Here is a 19,186-nt window from a genome sequence, read left to right as displayed (position 1 = left end):
TGTTCCGAACAGCGACGCTTGCCGACGATCGGCCCCCATCACCGCCGTGCCGGTGATCGCGTCTCTCGTTGCGTCGCCTCCCTCGGGAGTTGTCTCCTATCGCGGGCACGTCTCCCGCCGTGGCGGCGCTCGAACTCGATCGAGAACACTCATCCGGCAAAACGAGTCGATCGAGACTGCGACGCCGTGTTATCGCCAGACCGCGCCCGACGTCGGGGAGAGCGTGACCTGGCCGTCCTCACCCTGCACGAGGTCGGAGTCGCCGACCTGGAAGAGCAGTTCGCGATCCCGGGCGTCCGTCGGGAGAGAGACGTCGACCGGGTCGGGGCCGCGGTTGATGGCCACCGTGATCTCGTCGCCGTCGTCCGCGATGCGACGGTAGACCACCCGATCGCCGTGACACTCCTCGTCGACGAACCGGAGCGTGCCGCCTCGAAGCGCGGGGAGACTCGATCGCAACTCGATCAACTCGGCGACGAATGCACGCAACTCGCGGTCCTGTTCCGATCGGTCCCAGACCATCGGCTGCCGACAGTCCGGATCGTCGCCACCGGTCATCCCGACCTCGTCACCGTAGTAGAGACACGGCGTGCCGCGGTACGTGAACAACAGCAACAGCGCCAGCCGAAGCGATCGTTTGTCGCCGTCACACCGGTGGAGGAGCCGCGGCGTGTCGTGGCTGTCGAGCAGGTTGAACAGGACCTGATTGACCTGTTCGGGATAGCGCACGAGGAACCGGCTGATCTTGTCGGCGAACTCGGTTCCGTCGATCGATTCGTTGGTGAGGAAGTCGTACACCGCGTAGGTGAACGGGTAGTTCATCACCGCGTCGAACTGGTCGCCGCGAAGCCAGGGTCGCGAGTCGTGCCAGATTTCGCCGAGGATGTACGCGCCGGGCTTGACCGCTTTGACCTCCCGGCGGAGTTCCCGCCAGAACTGGTGATCGACTTCGTCGGCCACGTCGAGACGCCAGCCGTCGATACCGACCTCCTCGATCCAGTACGTGGCGACGTCGAAGAGGTACTCCTTGACCTCGGGGTTCCCGGTGTTCAGCTTCGGCATGTAGGCTTCGAAGCCGAAGGTGTCGTAGTTCGGGCGGGGCTCGAACTCGATCGGGAACTCGTGGACGTGGAACCAGTCCGCGTACGCCGAGTCGGCGCCGTTTTCGACGACGTCCTGGAACGGGGCGAACTGGCGTCCGCAGTGGTTGAACACGGCGTCGAGCATCACGCGAATGTCGCGGTCGTGGGCGGCATCCACGAGTTCGCGCAGGGTCTCCTCGTCGCCGAAGTGCGGATCGATCCGCCTGTAATCGGCCGTGTTGTACTTGTGGTTCGACGAGGATTCGAAGATCGGGTTCAGGTAGAGCGCGGTGATCCCGAGGTCCTCGAGGTAGTCCAGGTTGTCGATGATCCCCTGGAGGTCGCCGCCGAAGAAGCTCTCCCTCGTCGGTCGGCCGCCCCACGCTTCGACCGACTCGGGATCGAGTTCGCGATCGCCGTTGGCGAACCGCTCCGGAAAGATCTGGTAGAAGATCGCGTCGGACACCCACTCCGGCGGCTCGTGGACGTCGGCGGGGTTGAGAAACGGATACTCGAAGTAGTGGAGCGATCGGTCCGTCCCGGCCGTCGGCAGTTCGTTCTCGGCTCTCGACTCGAATCCCCACTCGGTGTACCACAGGGCCTCGTCCGCGGTTTCGAGGAGGAACGCGTAACAGAGCCGACGGTTGTCCGGTTCGACCGCCAGCTGCCAGTAGTCGTAGTGTGCGTCGCTGTGGACGCGTTCCATCGGGGTCAGTTCCGTGCTCTCCGGCCACTCGAACTTGTCACCGTGGAGGAGTCGGCATCGATCGACGTCTCCGTGTTTCGTCCGTAGTCGAACGTGGACGGTCGTTTCGTCGAACGCGTAGGCGTAGTTGCTCTTCGGCTTGTGATGAACTGCTTCTCGACAGATTGTCATTGGCTTTCTCCGGTCGTATCTCGGGGTCGTTCCCGCTGTGTGCGTCCCCCTGCACGGGGAGTAGCGTCTCGTGAACGGTCGTACACCGTGGTTTTCCCCAGGGGCACAAATAATCTGTGAAAAATTTCATCATATATTTTAGACCGGTGGCAGTCGACCCGTCCCGACCGGAACGACGGCCGTCGACGGTGACTGCGGTTCGATACGAAATCTCGGGACCGATCGACGCCGATCGCTATCCGTCGTCGAACAGCGCAAATCGGAGATTTGCCGGCTCGACGCGGCTTACGCCTCGTCGAACAACTCCTCGCCCTCGACCATGTGCTCCGCGACAGCGTCCATGTCGAGCGTGACGCCGAGGCCGGGTTCTTCGGGAACCTCGATGTACCCGTCCTCGATCACGTCCTCCTCGACGAGGTCCTCCCACCAGCCGAGTTCGTAGGAGTGGTACTCCACCGCGAGCGCGTTCGGGATCGCCGCGCCGACGTGGGCGCTCGCGACGGTGGCGACCGGCGAGGAGACGTTGTGCATCGCCACTGGCATGTAGTACATATCGGCCTTGTCCGCGATCTTTGCCGTCTCGCGCATGCCGCCGACCTTTGGCATGTCCGGCGCGACGATGTCCACCGCCTGGTCTTCGATCAGTCGACGCTGGCCGTGCTTTCGGAACACGTTCTCCCCTGCGGCGATCGGCGTGCTCGACGACTGGGTCACCTCGCGCTGGACGTCGTGGTTCTCCGGCGGGACGGGGTCCTCGAGCCACCAGACGTCGTAGGGTTCGAGCGCACTTGCGAGTCGTTTGGCGCTGCCGCCGGAGAACGTCCAGTGGCAGTCGAAGGCGACGTCGGCCCGCGAGCCGACGGCCTCGGTGACCGCCTCGACGATGCTTACCTTGTGGGCGATTTCCGGCTCCCGCAGGTGGCGATTCGCACGATCCTTCTCGTGGCCTGAGGGGACGTCGAGGTCGAACTTCAGGGCGTCGTAGCCGAGGTCCTCGACGACGCGTTCGGCCTCGTCGGCGCAGGCGATCGGGTCCGCCTCCTCCTCGGTGTGGCAGTCGCAATAGACGCGGACCTCGTCGCGGTACTTCCCGCCCATCAACTGGTACGCCGGCAGGTCGAGGATCTTGCCGGCGAGGTCGTGGAGGGCGACCTCGATGCCCGAGATGGCGGTGACGGTGACGCCGCCGATCGAGCCCTCGCCGGACATCTTCTGGACGAGGTGTTCCGTGAGGCGATCGATGTCGAGGGGGTTCTCTCCCTGGAGGAACGGCGTCATGCGCTCGATCAGTTCGGGTGCGCCCGCGCCCCAGTAGGCCTCGCCGGTGCCGACGATGCCGGCGTCCGTATAAATGCGCACGAGGGTCCAGGGGAAATTACCGTCGACCATCGTCGTCTGGACGTCCGTGATCTCGACGTCCCGATCGCCGCCGCGCTCCCGGGTTACCTGCATCGTCTCCGCAGAGAGATCCCGCATCGTGTACTCCGCGTTCGGGTCGCGCAGCTGTGAGTAATCTACTCCCATGTACCGTCCCTCGCTCCCGCGGCAGTAATAGGTTGTACCGGGCGATGCCTGACAGCTACTCGAGTGCGTCGGCTACTCGAGTGCGTCGAGCAGTTCCTCGGCCGTCGCGTCGAATCCGCCACCCTGCGCGATCGTCTCCGATCCGCCGCCACCGCCGCCGAACTCGTCGGTGAGGTCGTCGAGGATAGCCGCCGCGGATCGTTTCCCGGACGCGCCGACGACGGCGAACGGGGGCCCGTCGTCACCTCCGCCGACGGCGACGACGATGGCCTCCGTCTCTGCCTCGGCCTCGTCGCCGTCCGCGGCGATCGCGTCGGCCCGTTCGCGGACCACGTCGCTCACCGTGTCCGTCGGAAGGTCACCGACGCGCGCGGTGAGCCACGTCTCGCCGCCTCGATCGATCGGTTCGGCGTTCGCGAGTCGCTCCGCGACGAGCGCCCGCTCCCGCTCCGCGAGGTCCGCGGCGAGGTCGTCGCGTTCGTCGGCGAGCCGAGCGAGTTCGTCGGATACGTCCTCGATGGCGACGCCGAGGGCCCGTTTCGCGCCGTACGCCGTTCGTTTCTCGGCCGTGCGCCGATCGATCGCCCGGGGGCCGACGGCGAGTTCGACGCGCGTCAGTCCCTCGCCGGGGTTCGATCGATCGAGCACCGTTACGGGTCCGACCTCGCGGGTGTTCCGGACGTGCGTTCCGCCGCAGGCGGCGACGTCCCACGGCTCGCCCGCGTCGCCGTTCGTGGCCCCGTTCGGCCGCCCGCCGTTCCCGTTGTCGTCCGCGCTTCCGATCGTGACGATCCGGACCCGGCCCTTCTGGAAGGCGCCTTCTTCCGTGGCCTCGTTGAACGCGATCTCGTCGCGTTCGCGGGCCTCCGCGACTGGCACGTCCTCCCACGAGACGGGCCGGGACTCCCAGACGGCGCGGTTGACCAGTTCGTTCAGTTCGATCAGCGTCTCGTCGTCGATCTCGGTACTGGTCTCCAGGTCGACCCGGACCTTCTCGTCGCTGATGTCGAACCCGCCGTAGCCGAGGTCGTCGAGGAGCCGCCTGCCCGCTCCGTAGAGGACGTGACTGGCCGTGTGGGCCCGCATGCAGTACATTCGGAACGACCAGTCGATCGAACACAGCACGCGCTGGCCGGTTCTGAACGACGGTTCCTCGGCGAGGACGTGGACCTGTTCGCCGTCGACGTGCTGGACGTCCTCGACCGCGACGTCGCCGATCGTCCCGCGATCGGCGGGCTGGCCGCCGCTCTCGCCGTAGAAGTAACTCGTCTCGAGCCAGACCGTCCGCCCGTCGATGGCGGTCACTTCCGTCTCGAACCGCGTGGTGTACGGCTCCGCTGCTGCCCGTTGGCCACTCATCGGGGAGTACTCCGTCGGCCGCCACCAAAAGTCTGCTCGCCGATCGGGACTACTCGGCGAGTTCCACGTCGAGTCGGTCCTCGAGCGCCTCGATCAGCCCGCCGCCGACGCCCGCCTGGGTGGCCCGCCCCTGTTCGATCGCGAGGACGTCTTTCTCGCGCGCGTCGAGTTCGTCGGCGAGTTCCTCGCGCTGGAGGCCGGCCTCCCGGCGGGCCTCGACGAGGAGGTCGCCGTAGTCGGGGACGAGGTACGGCAGGGGGTCGTCGTCGTAGTTCGTCCCCTCTTTCTCCCAGTGTTTGGAGTCGCCGTCCCAGACCGGGTTCGCCTTCGCGACGTTCTGGGCCGCCTTCTTCTTTCGACTCGTCTCGTCCCGGGAACCGCCGGAACTCCCGGAACCGCCGCCCTGACCCCGGCGTTCCTGCCCGCCCCGGCCGCCGTCCCCACTGTCGTCGTGGGGCGCACAGTCGGGACAGACTTCGAGTTCGGCCCCGGCGACCTGTGCGCGTCGTAGCGAGTCGCTCTCGGCACCACAGAGTTCGCAGTTCGTCCCACCGCCGCCGCCGGACGAACCGGTCGAATACTTGGCCATGTTAGTGTTTGGCAACTATCGCATTTCAAATCTCCGCTTGGGCCGGTCCCGTGTGACCCCGCCGCAGGCGCGGACCCAAAGGAAAGGGCTTTTATAATCACACTGGATACGTTCGAGTGCAGTAAGACAGAAAGAGTACGCGAGCGTGGGTAGCCAAGCCAGGCCAACGGCGCAGCGTTGAGGGCGCTGTCCCGTAGGGGTCCGCCGGTTCAAATCCGGTCCCACGCATCGCATAGGTGGACGACGTCCACCGACACACGATGCAGGTGATCTCCCTTCGCGGACATCACCCACGCATAATTCCTTCCGACGCTACTACCGAAGAGCGGCGGGACTTCGTAGACCGGGTGCTGTCCCGTAGGGGTCCGCCGATGAGCGATTGGCAACGCCAATCGCGAATGTCGTCGTGGAGCGTAGCGGAACGACGGAAGTTCGAATCCGGTCCCACGCATCGCATGCGCGGCCGACGGCCGCGAAACGTGAGGCGGGCGCAGAACCCTTGGGTTCTGCGGATTGCCGAACGGGCTTTGCCCGTGAGGCGGCTTTGCCGCCGAGCGAGACGATGCAGGTGATCTCCCTTCGTGGACATCACCCACGCATAATTCCTTCCGGAAACTACACCCGACAGCGATCGGGCCGTCCACCTCGCACTGCTTCGGGAGCCGATCGGCCGTCGATCGCTGTTCGACGGCACCGCGACGAGGGCGGCACTTCCGGGATAGTAACCACTTTCCCCACACAGTCGAACTCCGAGATATGGAATACGTTCCGCGCGAACGCGTCCGTCCCCTCGCCGCGATACTGAGCGTGGTCTCGCTCGCGGTGGTCTTCGCGGCGGCCGGCGGCCGAATTCCCTCCTCGACGGTGCCGACCGCGCCGGAGTGGGTGCTCGACCTGATCCCGCACGTCAACGTCGTCATCAGCGTGACGGCGATCGGCACGATCGCGATCGGCTGGCGGGCGATCCGTCGCGGCGACGTCGATCGACACCGGAAATCGATGCTTTCCTCGTTCGGACTCTTCGTGGCCTTCCTGACCTTCTACCTCTACCGACTGGTCGCGACCGGCGGACCGCAACCGTTTCCCGGCCCCGACGCCGTCTACCAGTTCGTCTACCTGCCGGTGCTGGCGATCCACATCCTCCTCGCGGTCGTCTGCATTCCCCTGGTGTACTACGCGCTCTTGCTCGCCGCCGCGTATCCGATCGAAGAACTGCCCCGGACCGGCCACGCGCGCCTCGGGCGAATCGCGGCGAGCCTGTGGCTGATCTCGTTCTCGCTGGGGATCGTGGTCTACCTGCTGTTACACGGCGTGTACTGACGACGATCGCGAACGACTCGACTTCGCCGGGGGTGACGAATTATCAACACTTACAGTACTGTGACCGAACGATCGAGTATGCTTCTTCAGACGGATCCGGAGCTACCGTCGATGGCCGCCTTTCTGCTCGCGGTCGGGATCTGGATCGTCTCGGACTGGTCGATCGCCTTCCGATACCGGGATCCGGCTGATGCGAGCCAGGACCGCGGCTCGAAGCGCGCGATCGGGCTGGCCGTCGTCGGGGGCGTTCTCGTCGGCGCGCTGGCCGCGACGCTCGCGCCGTCGCTGCGACTCCCGTCCCCGACGGTCGCGTTCTGGCTCGGACTCGCGGTGATCCTCGTCGGCGTCGCCGTCCGGCAGTACGCCGTCTGGGTCCTCGACGACTCGTTTTCCCTGGTGGTGACGGTCGACGAAAGTGATGCGGTGGTCGATAGCGGCCCCTACCGATGGGTTCGACACCCCTCGTACACGGGGGCGCTACTCTCGATGGTCGGTCTGGGTATCGCGATCGCCAACTGGCTGAGCATGCTCGTCCTCGTCGTCGCCGGCCTGAGCGGTTACGGGTATCGGATTCGCGTCGAGGAGCGCGCCCTTCGTGAGACGCTGGGCGACGAATACGACGAGTACGAAAATCGAACGCCGTACCGTCTCGTTCCGGGGCTCTGGTAGCGACGCGAGACGGGGTGGCTCGATACGAGTCCGACCACCCGCGGGCGCGAGGGAAGAATCAGTCGTCCGCCCGGAGCGGCTGTCCGCCGATGTCGGGACGGGTCACGTCCCGATCGGTCTCCTCGCCCTCGATGTCGTAGGGATACTCGCCGGTCACGCAGCCGAGACAGAGATCGATCCGTTCGTTCCCGAGGACCTCGGCCACGGCATCGGTCGAGAGGTAGGCGAGGCTGTCGGCGTCGATCGCGTCGCGGATCTCCGCGGTCGACTTGTCGGACGCGATGAGTTCCTCGCGGGTGGCCATATCGATCCCCATGTAACAGGGGGCGACGATCGCCGGCGCGCCGATGCGGACGTGGACCTCCTCGGCGCCGCAGTCCTTGAGCAGTTGCACGAGTTGCGTGGAGGTCGTGCCGCGGACGATCGAGTCGTCGATGACGGTGACGGTCTTGCCCTCGATGGTGGACTTGATCGGGTTGAGCTTCAGCCGGACCGCACGCTCGCGTTCGTCCTGGGTCGGCATGATGAACGTCCGGCCCACGTAGCGGTTCTTCATCAGGCCCTCGGCGAACTCGACGCCGTCGTCGTCCGGGTCGCGCGGCTCGCCGTCGGGGGTCGTCTCCCCGGCGGCGTCGGCGTAGCCCGAGGCGAACGCGCGCCCGGAGTCGGGGACCGGCATCACGACGTCGGTCTCGACGCCGCTTTCCTCCCAGAGCTTGCGCCCGAGGTTTCGGCGCGCCTCGTAGACGAGCGTCTCGTCGATGACGCTGTCCGGGCGGGCGAAGTAGACGTGTTCGAAGAAGCAGTGGGCCGTGTGCTCGTTCTCGACCAGTTGGTAGGAGTCGAATCCCTGGCCGTCCTCCTGCAGGACGACCAGTTCGCCCGGTCGAACGTCCCGGACGAGTTCCCCGTCGAGGGTGTCGATCGCGGCCGATTCGGAGGCGAGGATGTAGCCGTCGTCGAGTTTCCCGATACAGAGCGGGCGATTGCCCTGCGGGTCGCGGACGCCGAGGACCGTATCGTCGTGGCTGATCGTCAGCGCGTAGGAGCCGTGAATGCGCCCCATCGTGCGCTTGACGGCCCGGACGAGGTCCTCTTCGAGGAGGTTTCGCGCGAGGTCGTGGGCGATGACCTCGGTGTCGCCGTCGCTGGTGAAGGCGTGGCCCGCGGCGGCGAGTTCCTCGCGGATCTCGTCGGCGTTGACGAGGTTCCCGTTGTGCGAGAGCCCGAGCGAGCCGCTCTTGAAGGAGACGGAGAACGGCTGGGCACAGGAGGAGTCGACGGAGCCGGCCGTCGGATACCGGACGTGGCCGATCCCCGTCGCCCCGTTGAGGACGTCGAGGTCGCCCTCGTCGAAGACGTCGCCCACGAGCCCCATCTCGACGTGACTGTGCTGCTGGAAGCCGTCGTGGGTGACGATGCCCGCGGATTCCTGGCCGCGGTGCTGGAGCGCGTAGAGCGCGTAGTACAACGGACGTGCCGCGTCTCGACCGGCCAGTGAGACGCCGACGACGCCGCACTTTTCGGTCATCCCTGTTCGCCGGGGGGTCTCGCCCCGCCCATCAGTCATGGTCGTCCGTAGGACGCCGAGCGGATAAAAATCCCCGTGTTTGTGCTTCCCCGGGAGTGATTCGTGCCGAAATATATCCACGTTTGTGCATATGGGTGGCGGCGTCGGCGAGTGGCACTCGCCCGCGCGGGAGACGGGGCAGGACGGATGCGGCGTGTGAGGACGATCGCCGTTACCGTTCCAGTTCGACGAGTTCGTCGACTTCGGGCATCGCCGCGCTGGTGTCGGTGATCTGTTCCATCCGCTGGCCGTGCTTCTCGGCGGCGTAGCTCACGAGTTCGGCCTCTTCGATGCCGACGTCGTCGTCGCCCGTGGTGTTGCCCACGATTTGCTGGGTAAGTTGGGCGAGTTCGCCCACGGTGCTCGTGACGAGTTCGGGATCGACCTCCTCGTCCTGGACCAGGGTCTTTAATTTCCACATTCCGAAGCCGACGTGGCGACCTTCGTCGCTCCGAATGCTCGAGAAGCCCTCGACGAGCCCGGGGAGCCGGGGAAGCTCCTCGTAGTCGCCGCTGAAGTTCCCCTGCACCCCGTAGTAGCCCGTCTGGGCGAGGATTCCCTCGATCGTCATGTGGTAGTGACAGTACGCGAGCGCGCGATTCTCCGGCGTATCCTCGACCAGCAACCGGTGCATCGCCGCCTCGTTGCGCTCGAACAGTTCGTCGTAGGGCTCGCTGAACCACCGGTCCTCGGTCGGCGACGATCGCTCGAGACCGCGCCGTTCCTCTTCTGGGTTGATCACGGTCCGCCAGTACCGATCGAAGAAGTCGGCGTGTTTGGCCTCCTCGTAGAGCTGGGTCGTGACGAACAGCTGGTCAGCGACGTCGTCCAGGACGACCGCGAGCGGAGAGAGGTCCTCCGTGACGGCTTCCTCGCCGGCCCCGAACAGTGCGAGCGTCTCGCGGAGGCCGTCGAAGCCCACCTCGGGCACGTCCTCGATCGCCTCCCGGTCGGGCTCGAGATCGATCTCGTGCGGGTCCCAGTGGCGCTCGACGGCGTTGCGGTAGTACCGGAACGATCGGCGATCGTGATCCAGCGTCGATCGCGTGCTATCTGTGCTCATATCACGTTCTTGGCAGGCTGTCGAAAAAACCGTATCGACTAGTTCCACCGTGTCTTTATACGGACGGGCTCGCCAGCCCGGTGACGATCGAGCACGTCCACGGCCCGGGCCGCGCGATGACACGGTTTCAAGACGATCGACGCGAATTCCCGGGTATGCGACTCGAGGAGTACTGGGGGGTCGGCCCGAAGACGCGGGAACGGCTGGTCGAGGAACTCGGCCGCGAACGAGCGATCGAGGCCATCGAGAGCGGCGACGTCCGGACCCTCTCGGACGCCGGCCTCGCTCGCGGGCGGGCGACGCGAATCCTCCGCCGCGCGACCGGCGGCGACGGGATGGAGGTGTTGGCGACGAGCGACGCCCGATCGGCCTACAAGGACCTGCTGGACCTGGCGGTCGACCACGCCGTCACCCAGCGGGCCGCCGACCGGATCCGGGTCCTCACGCCGCTCACCAGCCGCGAGGAGATGGAACGGCGACTCGACGACGTCCTCGCCGCCCGCGACGCGTGGGCGTCCCTCGACGACGCCGACCGGGAGACCGTCCTCGCGGCCTACGGCCGCTACGACGAGCGCGACGGGAGCGAACGCGCCGCCGTCGAGGCCGCGCTCGCGTTGCTCGACGCCGGGGTCGATTCCGGTCCGTTTTCGGCGATCGCCGACCTGGAACGGGAGACCCTCGCCGAGGCCGCGGACGCGCTCGCTGCACTCGACGCCGATCGCGGCCGGGTGCGCGAGGGCGCGGACGACGAACTCGACCGACTCCGCGACGCGCTCGGCACGGTCGAGGACATCGACGCGAACGCCCTCGAACTCATCGAGGACCTTCGATCGGAGGGAGTCCGCGACGTCGAGGGGTTCCGCGAGGCGTTCGAGGACCACCTCCTGAGCGAGGCCGACGTGACGATCGATCGGGTCAGGGCGGCGATGCCGACCGACGCGGCCGACGCGACGGACTTCGTCGGCGGAACCCTGCGGACGCTCCGCTCGGACCTCACCGCGGCGATCGACGAGCGCGAGGAGACGGTCGCGAGCGAGTTCGAGGAGACGCTCGAGGCGGCCCGCGACGCCGTCGATCGGGCGGTCGAGGCCGTCGACGACATCGCGCTCCACCTCTCGCTCGCCCGGTTCGCGCTCGAGTACGACTGCACGCGACCCGCCTTCGTCGAGGGGGACGAAGCGGCCGTCTCCGTCGTCAACGCGCGCAATCTCACACTCGCCGCGCGCGACGAGGAGTCCGTCCAGCCCGTCACCTACGGCCTCGGCGACCACGGCGTCTCGTCGGTTCCCGAGAGCATCGAGGCACCCCCCGGCGAGGAGCGCGTCGCGGTCCTGACGGGTGCGAACAGCGGCGGGAAGACGACCCTGCTCGAGACGCTGTGCCAGGTCGTCCTGCTCGCGACGATGGGGCTGCCGGTGCCGGCCGACCGCGCCGAAGTGACCCCCGTCGACTCGCTGGTCTTCCACCGTCGGCACGCGAGTTTCAACGCGGGCGTGCTCGAGTCGACGCTCCGGTCGATCGTCCCGCCGCTCTCGACCGGCGGGCGCACCCTGATGCTCGTCGACGAGTTCGAGGCGATCACGGAACCCGGGAGCGCGGCGGATCTGCTCCACGGACTGGTCACGCTGTCGGTCGATCGAGACGCGCTCGGCGTCTTCGTCACGCACCTCGCGGACGATCTGGAGCCACTCCCGCCCGAGGCGCGGGTCGACGGCATCTTCGCGGAGGGGCTGAACCCGGACCTCGAACTGCTGGTCGACTACCAGCCGCGGTTCGACACCGTCGGGCGGTCGACCCCGGAGTTCATCGTCTCGCGACTGGTCGCGAACGCGGCCGATCGGGGCGAACGCGCGGGCTTCGAGACGCTGGCCGAGGCGGTCGGCAACGACGTCGTCCAGCGGACGCTGGCCGACGCCCGCTGGACCGAGTGAGACGGCCCGCTGGACCGATCGACCGGTGCGATCGCGACCCGTCACCGACGCCCGTCGTCCGGCCAGTGGTCCGGTCGGGAATCGCCGCCGGTCTCGGTCGCGTCGATCGACCCGCCGTAGCTGTAGACCGTCCCGCCCCGTTCTTCGCAGATCCGGGCCTCGAGGTACGCCAGCGCGGCGCGTCTCGAGAGCGCCCCCATCTCGACGACGTCCCCGAGAACGGTCTTGGTCGCGCGAAACCAGGTCCGGAGGTCGCGATCGGCCGGTCCCGGGTCGACGTCGACGATCGCGCCCCGGCCGCCGTCGCGGCCGTCGCCCCACTCGAGCCAGCAGACGCGGTAGGGGGTCACCGCGTAGTCGGCCGCGGGCGCGACGACGTACAGCGCCTCGTGGACGCAGGGATCGAGGTGTGCGGCGAGGATCCGATCGCGGGCGATCCCGTCCGCGAGCAGGTCGGGCGCGACCGCGCCGTCGGCAAGCGGCGACTCGGCGGTGATCGCGCCGGCGAGCGAGAGGTCCTCGCCGCCCCAGTGGCTGTACCGCAGGTCGTAGAGGTGGTCGGGTCGCCGGTAGGCGACGAGCGCTCTATGGCCCATCGTCCCTCCGGTTGCCGATCGCGTCCCGATCGCGTCCCGAACCGACTCGCGCGGGCAGTCGCTGCATCGGGGCTACTGGCCGCGGTTCCCTACTTGAACCTCCGGTCGACGTGTGGCCTCCTGGCGAGCACAACGACGATACGTCTCCAGTTCCTAGGCTCACCACCGAGTATGCAGACGCGATACGACGCGATCGTCTTCGACAACGACGGCGTGCTGACGACGCCGACGGATCGCGACGCGCTCGTCGATGCGATCCACGACGCCTTCGAGCGGGTCGGCGTCGCCGAGCCGTCGGACGGGCACGTCGAGACGTTGCTGGGGCCGGACGTGGACTCGCTCCGTCGGCTGGCCGGCGAGTACGACGTCGATCCGCACGACCTCTGGACCGCCCGCGAACGTGCAGCGATCGAGACCCAACTCGAGGAGCTCCGGGCCGGCCGGAAACGCCTGTACGACGACGTCGACGCGGTCGACTCGCTCGCGTCGACGAACGCGATCGTCAGCAACAACCAGCACGAGACGATCGGGAACATCCTCGAGCACTTCGACCTCGGGGTCGAGGTCTGGTACGGCCGCGAGCCGACGCTGTCGGGGATCGATCGCAAGAAGCCGACGCCGTACTACCTCGAACTGGCGCTCGAGGACCTGGACGCGACGAACCCGCTGTACGTGGGGGATAGCTGGGTCGACGTCGCGGCCGCCGATGCGGCCGGCATCGATTCGGCCTACCTCTGGCGCGATCACGCGAGGGGGTACGAGGAGTGGACGTCGGCCGAGCCCGACCACGAAATCGACTCCCTGGAGGCGATCACCGACCTCGCCACGTCGTCGTAGTCGCCGGCCGGTTGCCGCCGATCGATCTGCCCTCATACGGGTTACTGTACGTCATTTCCGGCGCAACCGCCGCCCGGATCGCAGTTGCGCCGGTACATCGGTACAGCAATCCGTATCAGGCCACGACCCGCGCTTCGGCGCGCTCTTTGAGCGCCTCGTTCATCGCCCGGAAGCCGCGTGCGATCTCGTCCCTGTCGAACAGCAGCGGAACGAGCGCGCCGCGAACGGTTTCGCGCTGGAGGAGTCGCGTTCTCGTGGCCCCGTCGGAGTCCCGCTCCGACCACGAGTACTCGCTTCCGGACGACCCGCGGTCTTCCGACGTTTGCCTCGCGCCGCTCGACTCACCGCCGCCGATCGGTTCGAGGTGAAACTCGTGGTAGCCGTCGAAGGCGAACGGGACCCCCAGTCGGCCCAGCCAGACGAGTCGACGGTTCTCTTCGACGAAGATCACTTCGGGTTTGAACGTGAACGCCCGCGACTCCGGCGGATCGATCCGGACCCGGAGCTGTTCGCCGGGCACCGGCTCCCCCTCGATCGATCGGATGAACGGGTTCCACGAGGGGTAGGCCTCGAAATCGAGGAGCACGTCCCAGACGACGTCTGGTGGGGCGTCGATCTCCTCGAACACCTCGACCTGATTCATGCTAGCACCCTACAGTACCAACGGATATGGCACTGTCGATCGTGACCGGTCCGGCGACGTCGAGGCACGCCCGATCGCACCAAAACCCCCTTTATCGCTCGCCCCCGAGGAGCGACTATGACAGGGTCCGGTCCCCGATCCGGTCCAGCCCGGGGTCTCTCCCGCCGGGCGTTCGTCCGGACGGCCGTGGCGATCGGCGGTGCGAGCGCGCTCTCGGCGTGTCTCGGGCGCGAGGAGGTCGACGTGCCACAGGCCGATCTCGCCCCCGAGGAGCGCCCCGATCGCCAGCACGCGTGGAACGAGTTCCTCTCGACCGACGACCATGGGAACGTCCGCCCGCCCGAACACCACCTCCTGCTCGGCCTCGAGTACGTGAGCGACGGGCCGACCGACGAGGAGCGCGCCCAGTTCGCCGACGCCCTCGAGAGCCTCGAACGCGCCTACCGGTACGGCAACGACGGCCTCGTGCTGACGGTCGGCTACGGGCCCGCCTACTTCGATCGGTTCGACGAGGACCTCCCCGAGTCGGTCGACCTCCCGGAACCCGAACCGCTGACCCGGATCGAAGACCCGGAACTGGACGCGTTCGACGCGCTCGTTCACCTCGCCAGCGATCACGGGCAGGTCGTCCTGAGCGCCGAGGAAGCGCTCACCGGCGAACTCGACGCGGTCAACGACGTCGACGTCGAGGCGACGGTCGAGGGGATCTTCGAGGTGGCCGATCGCCGACCCGGGTTCTTCGGGGAGGGACTGCCCGCCGAGAAGCAGGCGGGCGTCACCGGCATCCCGGACACCGAACCCGTCCCGGAAGACTCCCCGATGTTCATGGGATTCAAGAGCGGGTTCGATCGCAACCAGGCGAGCGAGGACCGCGTGACGATCGCGGAGGGCCCCTTCGCGGGCGGCACGACGACTCACCTCTCGAAGATCGAACTGCGACTCCAGCAGTGGTACGAACAGGACAGTCGCGACCAGCGCGTCGCCAAGATGTTCTGTCCAGCCCACGCGTCCGAGGACCGCGTCGAGGGTGCCGGCCACAACCTCGGCACCGCAAGCGGGGTCGAGGACTGTATCGACGACGCCGAGGACGACGCCCGGACCACGGGTATCGTCGGGCACGCACAGAAGGCGGGCCGGGCACGCGAGGACGGCGACCCGATCATCCTCCGCCGGGACTTCAACTCGACCGACGACGATCGGGCCGGCCTCCACTTCCTCGCCCACCAGCGATCGATCGCCGACTTCGTGAAAACCCGGGAGGCGATGACCGGGAGCGACCTCACGGACGGTGCGGTCGGTCCGGTCAACAACAACGGCATTCTCCAGTACATCTCGGTCACCAGGCGGGCGAACTATCTGGTCCCGCCGCGGCAACATCGGGCGTTACCGACGCCGCAGCCGGAGTGACCGGGTGCCGACTCCGGTTCTCGAGGGTTCCGAATCTGGTTCTCGTGTATCCTCACGTCGATCGGGGCCGATTGCAGTCAGTGTGACTATTCCTGACTGCTGTCTTTCACGGTCTATGACGTGTCGAACCGGCCGCTTCTGGATCCAGACGGTTCACGGGAGGCTACAGCATCGTGTGTACGACTCCACCGGTAAGCGGCCACGGTCTCGCCACTTCGTCTTATCGGGTGTAAGATCGGCAAAATTCAGTTTGTGATTCTGTACAGTCGATAAACAGTCGCCTGTTTGCGGGAAGCCGGACCGAAACAATAGCACATCGGGACGTTCGTCGAGACGAGACTCCCCGTGACAGTATCCAACCGGAACGCACGGACGGACGCGACTGAACTGGTCGACGACCGCGACGCGTCGGCGATCGTCCGTCTCGAGAACGTCTCGCACGTGTACGGGTCGACTGGCCGGGGACTTCGATCCCGTCGGGATCGATCGGTGACCGCGCTCCGCGACGTCTCGGTTACCGTCCGGGAGGGCGAAGTCGTCGGCCTCCGGGGACCGAGCGGGAGCGGCAAGTCGACGATCCTGCACGCGATCACCGGCCTCCTGGTGCCGACCGAGGGCAGCGTCGAACTGTGTGGCACCGATCTCGCGGCGGTTTCGGGCGGCGAACGGACCCGGTTGCGCCGTCGGCACGTGGGAATCGTCTTCCAGCGCTTTCACCTCCTGCCGTCGCTCTCGGCCCGGGCGAACGTCGCCCTGCCGCTCGTCCAGGAGGGCGTTCCCCGATCGCACCGGCGAGAACGGGCGACGACGCTACTCGAGCGGGTCGGACTCGAGGACCGGGTCACGCACCTCCCCGGCGAACTCAGCGGCGGCGAACGCCAGCGCGTCGCGATCGCCAGGGCGCTGTCGACGGATCCGGACGTCCTCGTCGCGGACGAGCCGACCGGCGAACTGGACACGGAAACCGGAACGGACGTGCTCGAGTTGCTGACCGACATCGGCCGGGATCGGGCGGTCGTGGTCGCCTCGCACGACAATTCGACGCTGGCCGTCGCCGATCGGGTGGTCACGCTCCGTGACGGGAGGGTGATCGAGGATGGCCGATGACACCGCCGACCCGGATCGCGACGCGATCGACGGCCGGCGACGGACGCGGTGGACCGGGCTCGTCGGGCTGACGGCGACCCGGCTCTGGAAGCGGGCGACTCGAACCGTCACGGGCCGGATCGTCTCGACGATCGTCGCGGTCGCGCTGACGATCGCGTTCCTGCTCGTCATCACGGGCGTCGCGCTGGCGCTCGCCGAGGGAGGAGTCGCCTCCGAGACGGACGCGGACGTCCGGATCACGCCGGAAGAGGGCGGGACGCTCTCGACCGTCGACGGCCTGGAGGGGCCACGACTCGGGATGGCCAACGACCGGACCACCGAGATCCGCTCGCAGTCGGGGGTCGACCACGCGTCTCCGGTCCTGCTCGAGACGGTTCGGCTCGAGTCGACCGACGGCGAGCCCCGGACGATTCTCCTGGTCGGCGTCGCCCCCGACGACGAGCCGCGGACCGTCGCGGGACTCTCGACGAGCGAACTCGCGTCGGCGGATTCGGGATCCGACGGTGGGACCGACGGCCGACCGCCGAATTCGGCGATCGTCCTCTCGGACGCGGCGAGTGACCGCCTCGATGCGTCCGCGGGCGACGAGGTCGCCGTCTCGAGCGTCTACGCGGGATCTAGCTCGCCGTCGCTCACCGTCGGTTCGGTCGAGGAGTCGAGTGCGGACGCGGAGACGGACGTTCCCGTCGCGCTCGTCAGACTGTCGGACCTGCAGACGTTCGCGGGTGCCGACGAGGGCCAGCTCGCCACCCAGCTCCTGGTGTGGGGCGAGTCCGACGCGGCGGCGTCGGCCGCCGAGGAGGCGTATCCGCACGCGACGATCGAGTCGACGAACGGTGGCGATCCGTCGACGCTGCTGGGCGACGGGCTGGCGCTCGCGACGAGCCTGCTCGCGCTCGTCGTCGGCGTGTCGATCTGTGCGGCGTTCGTCGCGACGACGATGGGGATGACCGTCGATCGGGATCGCCGGACGCTCGCCGTCCTCGAGGCGGTCGGCTTTCCCACCCGGAGCCGACTCGCGGTCGTCGCGCTGACGACGGGACTCACGACGCTCTGTGGTGCAGTCCTGGGACTCGGTCTCGGTGTCCTCGGGATCGCTGCCGTGAACGCGATCGCGAGTGCGACCCTCGCCACGGGCACGGTCGCGATCGTCACGCCGCTGTTCGTGCCGTACGCGCTCGCCGTCGCACTGCTGTCCGGACTGGTAGCCGTCCCCTACCCGCTGGCGGTCGCCGGCCGGACGACCGTCCTCGAGGAGGTGAGCCGATGAGTATAAGCGGGCTGGTCGTACGGACGTGCGCCGTCGCGGGGATCGGGTTCGCACAGCTCCGGCGGGCACCCGGCCGGACCGCGCTCACCGTGCTGGCAGTCACGCTGGCGGTGCTTTCGGTGACGTTGCTCGCCGGGCTGGGTATCGGCGTCGTCGAGACGGGGGAGGACGGACTCGACAGCGCGGATCGCGACATCTGGATCGCGAGCGAACCGGTCGATCCGGCCGCCAGCGGGACCGAGAACCCGATCGCCGACGCCCACGGCGTCACACGGGAGGTCAGCGCCCGGGACGACGTCCAGTCCGCGACCCCGATCGCGATGCACGCTATCTACGTCGGGACGGAGCCCTCGGACCTGGAACGGCGATCCGCGGTCGGCATCCACGAGACCCACGACGGGTTCGATTTCCAGGCTGGCGGCGGGTTCAACCTCGACCGGGAGGACGTGGTGGCCGAGGAGGGGGCACCTCCCGACGAACCCCCGACCGGCGAGATCGTGATCGATCCGCGGATCGCCGAGGCACACGACGTCGGCGTCGGCGACACGATCTACGTCGGCGCGAGTCGCGAGGGGGAGGGAGCGAAGGAGTTCACGGTCGTCGGCATCTCCGGGCACCACTCGCAGTACCTGGGAACGCCCTCGGTGACGATCCCGCTGGTCGATCTGCAGGTCGTCACCGGAACGGCGGGAACCGATCGCGCGACGTTCGTCACCGCCGACGTGGCCGAGGACGCCGATCGGGACGCCGTCCGCGACGACCTCGCGGCGGCGTACCCGGCCTACGACGTCCGGACCAGCGACGAACAGATCGAGGCGATGATCGAGGAGCGGCCGATCGTGCTCGCGAGCGGGTTCACGCTGGTCGGCCTCGCGGTCGTCGGCGGGGTCGTGCTCACGGCCAACCTGTTCGTCCTCGTGACCGCCCAGCAACGCGAACAGCTCGCCGCGCTCCGGGCGATCGGGCTCTCTCGCCCGCTCCTGGCCGGCACGATCGGCGTCCAGGGCCTGTTCGTCGGCGTGCTCGGCGGACTCGTCGGGATTGCGGCGACACCGCCGATCGCGGCCGGCCTGAACCGGCTCGCGGCCTCGGTCGTGGGATTCGACCGGCTCCTGCGGACGTCCCACGAGGTCTACGCCGTCGGCTTCCTCCTCGCCGTCGGCGTCGGGACGCTGGTCGCGCTGGTCACCGGCTGGCGAGCCGGACGGTACGCCCGGGTCGAGCACCTGGAGGAGTGATCGCGGCGCGACCGCTCGATCGAGGCGGACGGATCGATCCCCTCTCGCCGTAACCGAGCGGCCGGAACGCGCTGGGCCGACCTATTTCCGTCGGGTCGGTGTCG

The 19,186-nt window shown here is 67.7% G+C and carries 16 protein-coding genes and 1 tRNA gene; 9 read left to right on the top strand and 8 right to left on the bottom strand.

The window, feature by feature from the left end:
- Positions 1–189: 189 nt before the first annotated feature.
- The 4 genes from MUN73_RS07500 to MUN73_RS07485 form a co-directional block, all read right to left on the bottom strand.
- Entirely contained in the window at positions 190–1,959 is a 1,770-nt protein-coding gene (locus tag MUN73_RS07500) for a glycoside hydrolase family 13 protein (RefSeq protein ID WP_250139835.1), read from the bottom strand.
- A 285-nt stretch (positions 1,960–2,244) separates the two neighbouring features.
- A complete protein-coding gene (locus tag MUN73_RS07495; protein ID WP_250139834.1) occupies positions 2,245–3,483 on the bottom strand; it encodes a mandelate racemase/muconate lactonizing enzyme family protein in 1,239 nt (412 codons plus the stop codon).
- A 72-nt stretch (positions 3,484–3,555) separates the two neighbouring features.
- Complete coding sequence (locus MUN73_RS07490) at positions 3,556–4,842, bottom strand: alanyl-tRNA editing protein (protein WP_250139833.1); 1,287 nt, start codon at positions 4,840–4,842, stop codon at positions 3,556–3,558.
- Positions 4,843–4,891: 49 nt separating this feature from the next.
- Complete coding sequence (locus MUN73_RS07485; protein WP_250139832.1) at positions 4,892–5,431, bottom strand: helix-turn-helix domain-containing protein; 540 nt, start codon at positions 5,429–5,431, stop codon at positions 4,892–4,894.
- A gap of 143 nt (positions 5,432–5,574) precedes the next feature.
- Between MUN73_RS07485 and MUN73_RS07480 the strand changes: the two genes are divergently transcribed.
- From MUN73_RS07480 to MUN73_RS07470, 3 genes are all read left to right on the top strand, one after another.
- Positions 5,575–5,659, top strand: a tRNA-Leu gene (locus tag MUN73_RS07480).
- A gap of 528 nt (positions 5,660–6,187) precedes the next feature.
- A complete protein-coding gene (locus tag MUN73_RS07475; protein ID WP_250139831.1) occupies positions 6,188–6,751 on the top strand; it encodes a DUF420 domain-containing protein in 564 nt (187 codons plus the stop codon).
- Positions 6,752–6,829: 78 nt separating this feature from the next.
- Positions 6,830–7,420 carry a methyltransferase family protein gene (locus tag MUN73_RS07470; protein ID WP_250139830.1) on the top strand — a complete coding sequence of 197 codons (591 nt, stop codon included), beginning with the start codon at positions 6,830–6,832 and terminating at the stop codon, positions 7,418–7,420.
- Positions 7,421–7,478: 58 nt separating this feature from the next.
- Here MUN73_RS07470 and purF read toward each other — a convergent pair whose 3' ends face one another.
- Both purF and MUN73_RS07460 read right to left on the bottom strand, forming a co-directional pair.
- Positions 7,479–8,951 carry an amidophosphoribosyltransferase gene (gene purF / locus MUN73_RS07465; RefSeq protein ID WP_250140813.1) on the bottom strand — a complete coding sequence of 491 codons (1,473 nt, stop codon included), beginning with the start codon at positions 8,949–8,951 and terminating at the stop codon, positions 7,479–7,481.
- A gap of 211 nt (positions 8,952–9,162) precedes the next feature.
- Complete coding sequence (locus MUN73_RS07460) at positions 9,163–10,053, bottom strand: ribonucleotide-diphosphate reductase subunit beta (RefSeq protein ID WP_250139829.1); 891 nt, start codon at positions 10,051–10,053, stop codon at positions 9,163–9,165.
- A gap of 155 nt (positions 10,054–10,208) precedes the next feature.
- Between MUN73_RS07460 and MUN73_RS07455 the strand changes: the two genes are divergently transcribed.
- Positions 10,209–11,984: a MutS-related protein gene (locus MUN73_RS07455; RefSeq protein ID WP_250139828.1), complete on the top strand. Its 1,776-nt coding sequence runs from the start codon at positions 10,209–10,211 to the stop codon at positions 11,982–11,984.
- Between the two features lie 41 nt (positions 11,985–12,025).
- Here the strand turns inward: MUN73_RS07455 and MUN73_RS07450 are convergent, their stop codons facing one another.
- Complete coding sequence (locus MUN73_RS07450; RefSeq protein ID WP_250139827.1) at positions 12,026–12,580, bottom strand: DUF6735 family protein; 555 nt, start codon at positions 12,578–12,580, stop codon at positions 12,026–12,028.
- Between the two features lie 171 nt (positions 12,581–12,751).
- Here MUN73_RS07450 and MUN73_RS07445 point away from each other — a divergent pair, with 171 nt between their 5' ends.
- Positions 12,752–13,417, top strand: a complete 666-nt coding sequence (locus MUN73_RS07445) for an HAD family hydrolase (RefSeq protein ID WP_250139826.1) — start codon at positions 12,752–12,754, stop codon at positions 13,415–13,417.
- A 115-nt stretch (positions 13,418–13,532) separates the two neighbouring features.
- On the opposite strand, the gene MUN73_RS07440 is transcribed toward MUN73_RS07445, so the two are convergent.
- Positions 13,533–14,060 (bottom strand): SRPBCC domain-containing protein, encoded by a 528-nt coding sequence (locus MUN73_RS07440; protein WP_250139825.1) that lies wholly within the window; start codon positions 14,058–14,060, stop codon positions 13,533–13,535.
- A 117-nt stretch (positions 14,061–14,177) separates the two neighbouring features.
- On the opposite strand from MUN73_RS07440, the gene MUN73_RS07435 reads away from it, so the two are divergent.
- The 4 genes from MUN73_RS07435 (at position 14,178) to MUN73_RS07420 (ending at position 19,082) form a co-directional block, all read left to right on the top strand.
- Complete coding sequence (locus MUN73_RS07435) at positions 14,178–15,467, top strand: DUF7405 family protein (RefSeq protein WP_250139824.1); 1,290 nt, start codon at positions 14,178–14,180, stop codon at positions 15,465–15,467.
- Positions 15,468–15,854: 387 nt separating this feature from the next.
- The gene (locus MUN73_RS07430; RefSeq protein ID WP_265339182.1) at positions 15,855–16,574 is read left to right on the top strand and encodes an ABC transporter ATP-binding protein; all 720 of its coding nucleotides are present in this window, start codon (positions 15,855–15,857) and stop codon (positions 16,572–16,574) included.
- Entirely contained in the window at positions 16,564–17,844 is a 1,281-nt protein-coding gene (locus MUN73_RS07425; protein WP_250139822.1) for an FtsX-like permease family protein, read from the top strand. Before MUN73_RS07430 ends, MUN73_RS07425 begins: the two co-directional genes overlap by 11 nt.
- Positions 17,841–19,082 (top strand): ABC transporter permease, encoded by a 1,242-nt coding sequence (locus MUN73_RS07420; protein WP_250139821.1) that lies wholly within the window; start codon positions 17,841–17,843, stop codon positions 19,080–19,082. Before MUN73_RS07425 ends, MUN73_RS07420 begins: the two co-directional genes overlap by 4 nt.
- Positions 19,083–19,186: the final 104 nt, after the last annotated feature.

Source organism: Halosolutus amylolyticus, assembly GCF_023566055.1.
Lineage (GTDB): Archaea > Halobacteriota > Halobacteria > Halobacteriales > Natrialbaceae > Halosolutus > Halosolutus amylolyticus.
Note: the sequence above shows the minus strand (reverse complement) of the source record. Positions and strands in the feature narration are given on the sequence as shown.